Annotated in this window: 5 protein-coding genes; 2 read left to right on the forward strand and 3 right to left on the reverse strand. The window is 65.1% G+C overall.

Translation table 11 applies throughout. From position 1 onward, the window contains the following. Nucleotides 1-62 precede the first annotated feature (62 nt). Together VFO93_RS07890 and VFO93_RS07895 are read right to left on the reverse strand one after the other, a co-directional pair. On the reverse strand, nucleotides 63-5,141 hold the full coding sequence (locus VFO93_RS07890; RefSeq protein ID WP_325133811.1) for a gliding motility-associated C-terminal domain-containing protein: 5,079 nt from the start codon (nucleotides 5,139-5,141) through the stop codon (nucleotides 63-65). Nucleotides 5,142-5,997: 856 nt separating this feature from the next. Continuing rightward, nucleotides 5,998-6,450 (reverse strand): Fur family transcriptional regulator, encoded by a 453-nt coding sequence (locus VFO93_RS07895; protein ID WP_325133812.1) that lies wholly within the window; start codon nucleotides 6,448-6,450, stop codon nucleotides 5,998-6,000. A 124-nt stretch (nucleotides 6,451-6,574) separates the two neighbouring features. Here VFO93_RS07895 and VFO93_RS07900 point away from each other — a divergent pair, with 124 nt between their 5' ends. Both VFO93_RS07900 and VFO93_RS07905 read left to right on the forward strand, forming a co-directional pair. After that, complete coding sequence (locus tag VFO93_RS07900) at nucleotides 6,575-8,230, forward strand: glycosyltransferase family 39 protein (RefSeq protein WP_325133813.1); 1,656 nt, start codon at nucleotides 6,575-6,577, stop codon at nucleotides 8,228-8,230. A gap of 2 nt (nucleotides 8,231-8,232) precedes the next feature. Next, complete coding sequence (locus tag VFO93_RS07905) at nucleotides 8,233-9,117, forward strand: lysylphosphatidylglycerol synthase transmembrane domain-containing protein (protein ID WP_325133814.1); 885 nt, start codon at nucleotides 8,233-8,235, stop codon at nucleotides 9,115-9,117. Nucleotides 9,118-9,232: 115 nt separating this feature from the next. On the opposite strand, the gene VFO93_RS07910 is transcribed toward VFO93_RS07905, so the two are convergent. Further along, nucleotides 9,233-10,036 carry a carbohydrate deacetylase gene (locus tag VFO93_RS07910; protein ID WP_325133815.1) on the reverse strand — a complete coding sequence of 268 codons (804 nt, stop codon included), beginning with the start codon at nucleotides 10,034-10,036 and terminating at the stop codon, nucleotides 9,233-9,235. Between the last annotated feature and the right edge of the window lie 120 nt (nucleotides 10,037-10,156).

Below are 10,156 nucleotides of genomic sequence, written 5' to 3' on the forward strand. Positions count from 1 at the left end.
TGAAGGGGGAGAAAAGAAGGAAAAACGCAGCGCCGGCCGTCCCGGCGCTGCGCAAATTTCGCTTAATAAACTATCGTGAGCGGCCCGGTGAACGACTTGCCATTGCCCAGCGTGATGAGGTAGTAGTAGGTGCCCAGCGGGGCCGGCTGGCCGTTGATGGTGCCGTTCCACTGGTTGCTGCGGTTGTAGCCGGTGGTTTCGAAAATCTTGTTGCCCCAGCGGTTGAAGACCAGCACCCGCGACTCGGGGTACTCCGCGATGCGGTCGATTTCCCAGGTGTCGTCCAGGCCGTCGCCGTTGGGCGAGAAGGCGTTGGGGATGCGCACGCGCGGCAGCACGGTGATGGTCACCTTGCTTTCGTCGGAGCAGTCGCCCACCTTGGCCGACAGCGTGTAGGTCGTGGTTACGGTCGGCGACGCCATCGGGCGCAGCGGGTTGCCGGCCGGGAAAGCCAGCGTCTGGGTCGGCGTCCAGGCCACCGGGTAGGTGCCGTTGGCCGTGCCTTCCAGCTCTACCGATTCGCCTTCGACGATGGTTTTGTCGGGGCCGGCTTCCACATCCACGTTCTGGATGATGATGGCCCGCACGGGGTTCGAAGTCGCCGTGAGCGTGCCGCAGGCCGAGGGCGTCGTTACTACCAGGGTCACGAGCTGGCCATCGCGCAGGGTGCTGCTGGTGAAGGTGGGGCTGGTAGCGCCGCTCACGCTCACGCCATCGACCTGCCACTGGTAGGTGAGGCTGGCGCCGGGGCTGCCGATGCTATCCACCGCGAAAACCACCGCCGTGCTCGAGCAAGCTGGCAGCGAGGTGCGGGGCAGAATGGCTACCGTGGGCTGGGAAACGGGCGTGAGGTTAATCGTAACCGAGGCCACGGCCAGGCTGGTGGCGCAGAAGCCGGCGGTGGGCACTACCTCCACGCGCACCACGTCGCCGTTGCCCAGCGTCGAGCTGGTGTAGGTGGGGCTGCTGGCCACGAGCGCGTTGTTGACGTACCAGCGGAAGGTCGGCGCGGGGCCGGCATTCGTCGGCACGGGCGTGAAGGTAAGCGAGGTGCCGGCGCACTGCGTGGCCGGGGTGGCCAGCGTCACGCCCGTTATCAACTGCGGCTGAAGCTCCAGCTTCACCGAGTTCGATACCTGCTCGGCGCACGAGCCCGAGCTCACGCGGCGGCGGTAGTAGATAGTGGCGGCCAGCGGGCCGGGGGCGTAGGTGGCGCTGGTCGCACCGGCCACCGTGGCCCAGGTCAGGTTGTCAGGCGATGACTCCCACTGGTAGGCGTAAGTGCCGTAGCCGCCGCTGGGGCCGGGCGTGCTGGTGAGCGGCACGGGCGTCGAGCTGGCGCACACCGTCTGGTTGGGCCCGACGATACCGGGCAGAATCTCGGCGTTCACCGTCACTACTACCGTGCTCGTGCTTACGCAGCCCGTGGTGGGGTTGGTAACCGTGAGCGTGTAGGTCGGCGTGATGGCCGTGCCGGTCGAGCTTACGTTGGTCAGCGTCACGGTCGGGTTAGCGATAACCGAGTTGCTGAGGCCGGTAGTCGGGCTCCAGCTGTAGGTGAGGCCCGAAACCGGAGTTGCGCCCAGCTGCGTGGTATTGCCCGAGCAGATGGTAACGGCTGCCCCGGCGTTGGCCACTGGTAGCGGCGTCACCGTCACGACCACCGTGCCGGTGCTGGTGCAGCCGGCCGCGCTGGTTACGGTCAGGGTGTAGGTCTGCGTAATAGTCGCCGTGGTCGTGTTGGTCAGCGTCACGGTGGGGTTGGCGCTGGTGGCGCTGCTGAGGCCCGTGGCGGGCGACCAGCTATAGGTCAGACCCGAAACCGGGGCCGCGCCCAGCGTAGCCGAGCTGCCCGAGCAAATGGCCACCGCCGCGCCCGGAATCGCTACCGGCAGCGGGTTCACCGTCACCACTACCGTGCCCGTGCTCACGCAGCCAGTAGCGTTCGTTATGGTCAAGGTATACGTTTGGGTAACCGGAGACCCGGTCGTGTTGGTCAGCGTCACGGTGGGGTTAGCGGCCGTAGCGCTGCTGAGGCCCGTGGCGGGGCTCCAGCTGTAGGTATTGCCGCTCACGGCCGCTGCGCCGAGCTGGGCATTGCCACCCGAGCAGAAGGCCACGGCCGCGCCGGGTACGGCCACCGGGATGGGGTTCACCGTCACCACGACCGTGCCGGCGTTGGTGCAGCCACCAGCGTTGGTTACGGTCAGGGTATACGTCTGGGTGGTCGCGGCGCTGGTCGTGTTGGTCAGCGTCACGGTGGGGTTAGCGGCCGTGGCGCTGCTGAGGCCCGTGGCGGGCGACCAGCTGTAGGTCAGGCCCGACACCGGGGCCGCGCCCAAGCTGGCCGAGCCGCCCGAGCAGAAGGCCACCGCCGCGCCGGGTACGGCCGTGGGCAGCGGGTTCACCGTCACCACTACCGTGCCGGTGCTGGTGCAGTTGCCCGCGCCAGTCACGGTCAGGGTGTAGGTCTGGGTAGTCGCGGCGCTGGTCGTGTTGGTCAGCGTCACGGTGGGGTTGGCGATGGTGGGGTCGCTCAGGCCCGTGGCGGGCGACCAGCTATAGGTCAGGCCCGAAACCGAAGCTGCACCCAGCGTGGCCGAGCCACCCGAGCAGAAGGCCACGGCCGCGCCGGGCACGGCCACCGGGATGGGGTTCACCGTCACCACCACCGTGCCGGTGTTAGTGCAGCCGATGGCGTCCGTCACGGTCAGGGTGTAAGTCTGGGTAGTCGGGGCGCTGGTCGTGTTAGTCAGCGTCACGGTCGGGTTAGCGGCCGTGGCGCTGCTGAGGCCCGTGGCGGGCGACCAGCTGTAGGTCAGGCCCGACACCGAGGCCGCGCCTAGCGTAGCCGAGCCGCCCGAGCAGAAGGCCACCGCCGCGCCGGGCGTTACCACTGGCACGGGGTTCACCGTGATGGTTACCGTGCCCGTGCCCGTGCAGCCTGTGGCATCCGTCACGGTCAGGGTGTAAGTCTGGGTAGTCGGGGCGCTGGTCGTGTTGGTCAGCGTCACGGTCGGGTTAGCGGCCGTGGCGCTACTGAGGCCCGTGGCGGGGCTCCAGCTGTAGGTGTTGCCGCTCACGGCTGCCGCGCCAATCTGCGCCGAGCCGCCCGAGCAAATTGTGGCATTACTGCCCGCCGCTGCCGCCAGCGGCGGGTTTACCGTCACCGTCACCGTGTTGGTGCTGACGCAGCCGGCCGCGCTGGTTTCGGTGAGAGTATAGGTCTGGGTAATCGGGGCGCTGGTTGTATTGGGCAGCGTTACGGTGGGGTTGGGCGCCGTGGCGCTGCTCAGGCCCGTGGCCGGGCTCCAGCTGTAGGTGCTGCCGCTCACGGCTGCCGCGCCCAGGGTAGCCGAGCCGCCCGCGCAAATGGTCTGGGCCGTGCCCGCGTTGGCAGCCGGCAGCGGGTTCACCGTTACGGTTACTTGGCTGGTGGCGCCGCAGGTGGTGCCGGCCGTTACGGCCGTGATGGTATAGGTTGTGGTAGCCGTGGGGCTCAGGGTGAAGGGACCGGGGCCGGTAATGGTGCTGCCGCCGCCCGTCACGGTGTAGGAAGTAGCCCCGCTCGCAATGCTGAGCGTGGTGCTGCCGCCCTGGCAAATGGTGGTGTTGCCCGTTACGTTTAGGGTCGGGGCCTGGCCTACGTTCACTTGAATAGCGACCGAGTCGGTGAGGCAGCCGTACTGCGAGATGCCGCGCGCCCACAGCGTGTGGGTGCCGGCCGTCGTCCAGTTGATGGTAACGGGGTTAGCCGTGGCGCTGCCCACGATGGTGCCGCCGCTCACCAGGCGCCAGCCGGTTTGGGGCGCGGTGCCACCGCTGGCCGTGTACGTCTGCTGCGACGGAATGCCGCATACCGTCTGGTTGCCCGCGATGGCAGTGCGCCCCGTGGGCTTGGTCACGATGATGCGAATCAAATCAGCTACAGTTTTACCCGCGCAGCCGTTATCTTGTACTATTACCGATACATCGTATGCCTGCGTTCGCGCTTCATTACAAGCAGGAGTAAATATGAACGTGCCTGCGACGTTACCGCCAGTGCCCGATACCGATGCTGTACCGGCGGGGTTGGGCGGCGTTAGCGTTCCTGCGTTACCTGCGAAGGTAGCAGTGTATCCACCCGTACCATCTAGTAGTACGCTGTTCAGCGTCATCGTTAAGGGATGGCCATCGGCTTGCGTAGCCTGAAGAGGGATAGTGAGCGTGCTGCCCGCCTCGATGGTGTAGCTGCGAGGAATGGCTCCCGTACCAGTAGTAGGTGGCAGCACGGGCGTAGCGGCAGGCGGGCAGGTGCCTACTACCAGCTGCAAGTCGCGGCGGGTAGTACCGATGAGTACCTGCCGGTTGCCGATGGTGCGATACTCGCTTACATCGATTGCCACCACGAACTTTGAGCCGACAGGAGCAGTCGACCCAAATTTAGTAACCCCGGTATTAGGGTTCAGAATGACAAAGTTTCCGGGAGTATTACCTAAAGGTGCTGTTGGGGTATACGGCGAAACGTAAGGGATAGTACTCGCTGGCGGGAGAAAGCTGGTGGTCGGAGATGCGTTATAAGCCTGCCCGAGCGAGTAGACAAGCCGGTCGCCGTCAGGGTCGGCGGCGTTGTTGAGCAGCGTAGTGGTGTCGCCATAGCAGATAAGTGCCACGGCGTTGTTCGTAAAATATGGTGAGCTGTTGGGCAAGGATGGTGGTGCCAACGTATTGTACAGCATCATATTCTGGTTGCCCGAATTAACCAGATTGATAATGCCATTATTACGGGCCCCTACCGACCACGTAGCGTAGAAGCCCTGCGAGGTAGTGGGTAAGTTGATGATGGCAACGAAGCGCTGCAGAATGTAGGGCTGGTTCGCATTAGCAACAGGACAGCCTGCGGGTGGGGGCGTCTGAATACAGCCCGAATTGAAGGTCTCGGGAATGAGGGCAATGCCCCCGCTGGCACCGGAGTAGTTGGTAGAGGTTAAGGACAGGCGCGTGCCAGTGGCTTGGTCATAAAAAGAAACACCGGCCGTTGGGCTTGGCGTGGCGATGCCCGTGCTACCACCAGAGGGGCAATTGTTATAGATGACAACTGTTACCTCATAGCGGTTGGGAGCGGAAGTGGGCCCGGTGGCATCGAGATATTTGTAGGTCATCTCGCCACCCAGCAAGTGAGTGGCCCAGGCGGGCCGGGCTGCCGTCAGCCCGAGTAGAAGTAGTACCAGCCTCGGGAGTAGCCCTAACCGGCGAAGTAGAGGTGAAAACATACGGGGAACAGAAAGAGTGTAGTAGAATTAAAAAATGGAGAATTAAGCCTTGGCGGCTTAACGGTGGCAACCCAAGCGTATTGCCGGCCGGTCGGCCCGGCCCGGCCCGCCAGGGGCCCGTAGTGATGAGGTAGCGCCCGGCGCTGGCTAGCCGCCGCCGGCCCACGCCCGCCCGGCAAGTGCACCCTGGCCCGCAAACAAGCAAAGCCCTCGCACGCAAGCGCGGAGGGCAGATACTGGTGATTTTTCAGCAAACCGTAACACTTTAATCATCGCAGACGGGCTAGTGAACTTACCGTGAAAGTACAGGTTTGGCCTCATATAATTAAACCTGCTACAGAACTTTACCGTAATGCGCCGCCATCGCGGGCGGCGGGCACTACCGATTCTGAAAGGCGCTTTATATAACAAAAGGCGGATTAAAGAGTAGCTTAAACAAGACGCCCCGCCCAACCCAAAGCGGCCCGCGCCAAGTGCTTATTCTAATGCGCGATAGGTTTTTGCCACCTGCCTTCGTGGCAACCGCCGCCGCCGCCGTGGCTGGCTGAAAATTGGACAGGTTATATACCGGCCCGCCCGCCTGCTACTGCCCGCGCCCGCCGCAAAAAAATGCCCCCGCCCGCTCGCCGCCCCCGCCAAATGGAGCCCGGCCCGGCCGCACGGGGTACCGGGCCGGGCGGTAGCGGCATAAAAAAAGCACCCCAGCGGGGTGCTTACACAGAAGGGCGACTAACCTGAAAAGAGCCTACAGCGGCTGGCATAGCTGGCACACGCCCGACAGCAGAAAGTCGCGCCGCTCGGCCTGAAAGCCGCCCGGCAGCTGCACTATCGGAATGGCTACCTGGCTTAGGCAGTAGGTATGCTGGCAGGTGGTGCACTTGAAATGCACGTGGTTGTCGAAGTGCGAGCCCGCCGAGCACTCGATAGAGCAGGCCGCGTAGCGCAGCACGTCGGTGTCGTCAATCACGCGGTGGATGAGGCCCTGCTGCTCGAAGCTCTTGAGGGTGCGGTAGAGCGTGATGCGGTCGACCTCACTGCCGATTTCCTGCTCTATCTCGGCCCCGGTGAGGGCGTAGCCCTTGCCCGTGAGGGCGGCCAGCACGGCCCGGCGCACGGGCGTTTGGCGCAGGCCGTGGCGCAGCAGCGTCTGGGCGAGGCGGTCGGGGGCGGTGGTGGCAGGGGCAAGAGGGGTAGGCATACGTCAAATGTAGGGGGTGCGCAAGCGTTATTAACAGTAGAGCGCGGCGCAGGGTTCGCTTGCCCGCTACCTTTGCCAGTGGCTGCGCGTTGCCGGGGCCAGCCGTTTTGCTTATTTACCTTCCGTGATAGAACCTACTGCCCGACGAGTATTGGCGGCGCTGGGCCGGCGGCCGGGCGTGCTGGCGGGGCTTACGCTGGCCCTGGCCCTGCCGGTGCTGCTGCTCAACCTGGGCCGGATGCCGCTGCTCGTGGATGAGCCCATCCGGGCGCTGGTGGCGCTGGAAATGCACTACTCGGGGCATTTCTTCCAGCCCACGCTGCAAGGCCTGCCTTATTATAATAAACCGCCGCTGTTCAACTGGCTGCTTATCGCGCTGTTCCGCCTCACCGGGCGGCAGGATGAGTTTATTCTGCGCCTGCCCACGGTGGCGGCGCTGCTGCTATACGCGGCGGCCATCTGGCGGGTGCTGCGGCCCCGGCTGGGCTCCAAGGTAGCCTTCACGGTGGCGCTGGCGTTTGCTACTACCGGGCGGGTGGTGTTCTACGACTCCTTTTTCGGTCTTATCGACCTCTGGCACGCCGGCCTCACGTGGCTGGGCTTCATGGCCATCTGGCACTACGGCGAGCGCGGGCAGTGGGCCAGGCTGTTCGTCGTCACCTACTTGCTCACGGCGGTGGGCTTTTTGCTGAAAGGGCTGCCGTCGGTTGTGTTTCAAGGAATTGCCTTGCTGGTGTATTGCCTCAGCACGCGGCAGTGGCGGCGGCTTTTCGGCTGGCAGCACGTGCTGGGCGGGCTGGTGCTGCTGGCCGTGCTGGGCTCTTACTTCCTGGTTTACAGCCGCCACAACTCGCTCGATATCGCCTTCAAAACCCTGTGGTCGCAGTCGAGCCAGCGTACGGTAGCGGCCCAGCCGCTGGCCGACTCGGTGCGCTACGTGCTGTTGTTTCCCTTCGACTTCATCAAGCATTTCCTGCCCTGGACGCTGCTGCTCGTGGGCCTGCTGCGGCCGGGGCTGCGGGCGGCGGTGTGGAAGCAGCCATTTCTGCGCTACAACGTGCTGCTGTTTCTGGCGGTGCTGCCGGTGTACTGGCTGTCGCCGGCCACCATCCCGCGCTACCTGTTTATGCTGGTGCCGCTGCTGCTGGCGGTGCTGGTGCCGCTTTACTACCAGCTGCAGGCGGCCCGCGCCTGGCCCGCCCGCTGGCTCGATGCCCTGCTGCTGCTGCTGCTGCTGGGCTGTAGCCTGCTGGTGCTGGCTGCGCCGCTCATCCACATCGTGCCCGATGCCACGGGCCGGCCGGTGCCCGTGGGCAGCATCGTGGCGGGGGCCTGGGCTTGGAGCGTAGCGATATTCGCGGGGCTGATATTAATAGCTTATTTATTCTGGCGTTTAATTGATTATCGCCTGCTGCTGCTGGGCTATTTCTTGCTGGTACTACGCTTGGCGTTCGATGTATTCGTGTTTCCGGCCCGCCTCCAGACCTCGCCCGAAGTAGCGTACCGCGCCGCCGCCCTGCGCATCGGCCGCGAAACGCGGGGCCGCCCGCTGGTGCTACTACCCCACGCGCACCTCGACGATGTGGAGGCCTTCTACATCACCCGCGAGCGCGGCCAAACCCTGCGCACCGACTCGCTGCCCGGCCGGCCCGGCCGCCTCTACCTGGGGCAGGCCGCCCAGCTCGAAGGCCAGCCCTGCCGCACCCTCGATGAGTTTGAAATTGACGGCGGCCTGCGCTTCCGGCTGGTCGAGTTCCCTGCGCCTAGCCCCGCCCGCTAAGCATGGCCCCGCCCGCCGACGCCCCCTCTACCGCCCCGGCCGCCCCCGCCTGGCGGCGCGCCCTGCCGCTGCTCGCCAAGCTGGCCTTCATGGCCGGCGCGCTGTGGCTGGTGGCCCGCCACCTCGACCTGCCCGCCCTGGCCCGCACGCTGCGCCACGCCCGGCCCGGCTGGCTGGCCGTAGCGGCAGCTTTATTCATCGTGTCGAAGGTGCTGGCCTCGGTGCGGCTCAATCAGTTTTTTCAGGCCATTGATTTAACTATCAGTGAAGAATACAACCTGCGCCTGTACTGGCTGGGGATGTTCTACAACCTGTTTTTGCCGGGCGGCATCGGCGGCGACGGCTACAAGGTGTATTTACTGGGGCGGCAGTTTCCGGGGCGGCGCAAGGCCATTTTCCGGGCGCTGCTGCTCGACCGGCTCAGCGGCATGGTGGCGCTGCTGGTGCTGCTGTTGCTGCTGTTTGCCGCCACCGACTACCCCGGCTGGTGGCGGGCTGGGGCGCTGGCCCTGGTGCCGTTGGGGCTGGGCCTGAGTTACATACTGGGCCGTTGGTGGTTTGGCGAGTTTCGCGGGGCCTTTGGGCGCACCTCGTGGCAGGCGCTGGGCGTGCAGGGTGCGCAGGTGCTGCAAGCTTGGGCGCTGCTGGCAGCGCTGGGCGCGGCGGGCGGGCCGGTGCTGCCCTATTTGCTGGTGTTTCTAGCCTCGTCCATCGCGGCGGTGCTGCCGCTCACGGTGGGCGGGCTGGGCGCGCGCGAGCTCACGTTTTTGTATGGGGCCAAGCTATTTGCCCTGAGCGCGCCGGTGGCGGTGAGCGTCAGCGTGTTGTTCTACGTCATTACGGCGCTGGTATCGCTGGTGGGGGCGCTGGTGCGGGTCGAGAAGTAGGGTAAGCTTTAGCTTGCCATTGCCGCAGGCAAAACGGCGTTAAGAGTGTCCTGTAGGTCTAGTATATTAAACGCAAAATGACGCCGCTTTGCCTGCGGCAATGGCAAGCTAAAGCTTACCTTACAGCTCGGTAGCTCACTACCTCGCCGCCCAGCTCGCGCAGCAGCTCCCGCGCTTCCCCACCGCGCCAGAATTCATATTCCGGCACCCGCATCAGCGGCGAGCCGGCCCGCTCGCTCAGGCCGGGGTGGCTCATAAACTCCACCGTTTCAGCCTGCTGAAACGCCGCCGCCACCCCCCGCCGAAACCCCTCGGCACTCGCCGGCTCGGTCGAAAACGTGGACACCAGCGCCCCCGGCGTGGCAAAGCCGCGCAGCGCCGCCCGGCTGCTGCGCGCAAAGGCGCGCAGCACCAGCCCGCGCCCATCGAGGCGGCCCGCCGCCGTGAGGCGGCGCACCCGCCGCACGCCCAGCTCGCGCAAAATGCCGAGCAGTGCCGGCCCCAGCAGTGGGTACTGGTGCAGGTGCTGGTGGCTGTCGGTGTGGCTGAGGGCGAGGCCGGCCGCCGATAGCCGCCGTAGCTGCGCGGCTACTTCCAGCTTCAGTTCGGCGCGTTTCACCTGCCCCTTCAAAAAGCGCTGCCACAGCTGGCTCGATTTGTAAAACTGCCCGTCGGCATCAACCAGCGAAGGCACCTGCGAGGCTGCGCTCAGCGGTTGGCCCGCATTCAGCGTCAGGTGCAGGCCCACCGAGAGGGTAGGGGAGGCCAGCCGGGCCAGCGCCCGCAGGTCGGCGTCGCTGGCAAAATTGGCCATTACGGTAGTGCTGCTCACCTGCCCGGCCGCGCCCAGCTCCAAGATGGCCTGGGTGGCAGGCGCGTCCCAACCATAGTCATCACAGTTGATGATAAGCTTTTTCATTTCAAAATTGCCGCAGAAAGGTTACGCGAATAGCCGCGAAGCGGCGGCATGTTGGTAGTGATAAAATAATTACACTGTTCAGAGCCGCAAAGCGGCGGCACCGGGCAGCCGCTTCGTGAG

Source organism: Hymenobacter sp. (assembly GCF_035709525.1).
Lineage (GTDB): Bacteria > Bacteroidota > Bacteroidia > Cytophagales > Hymenobacteraceae > Hymenobacter.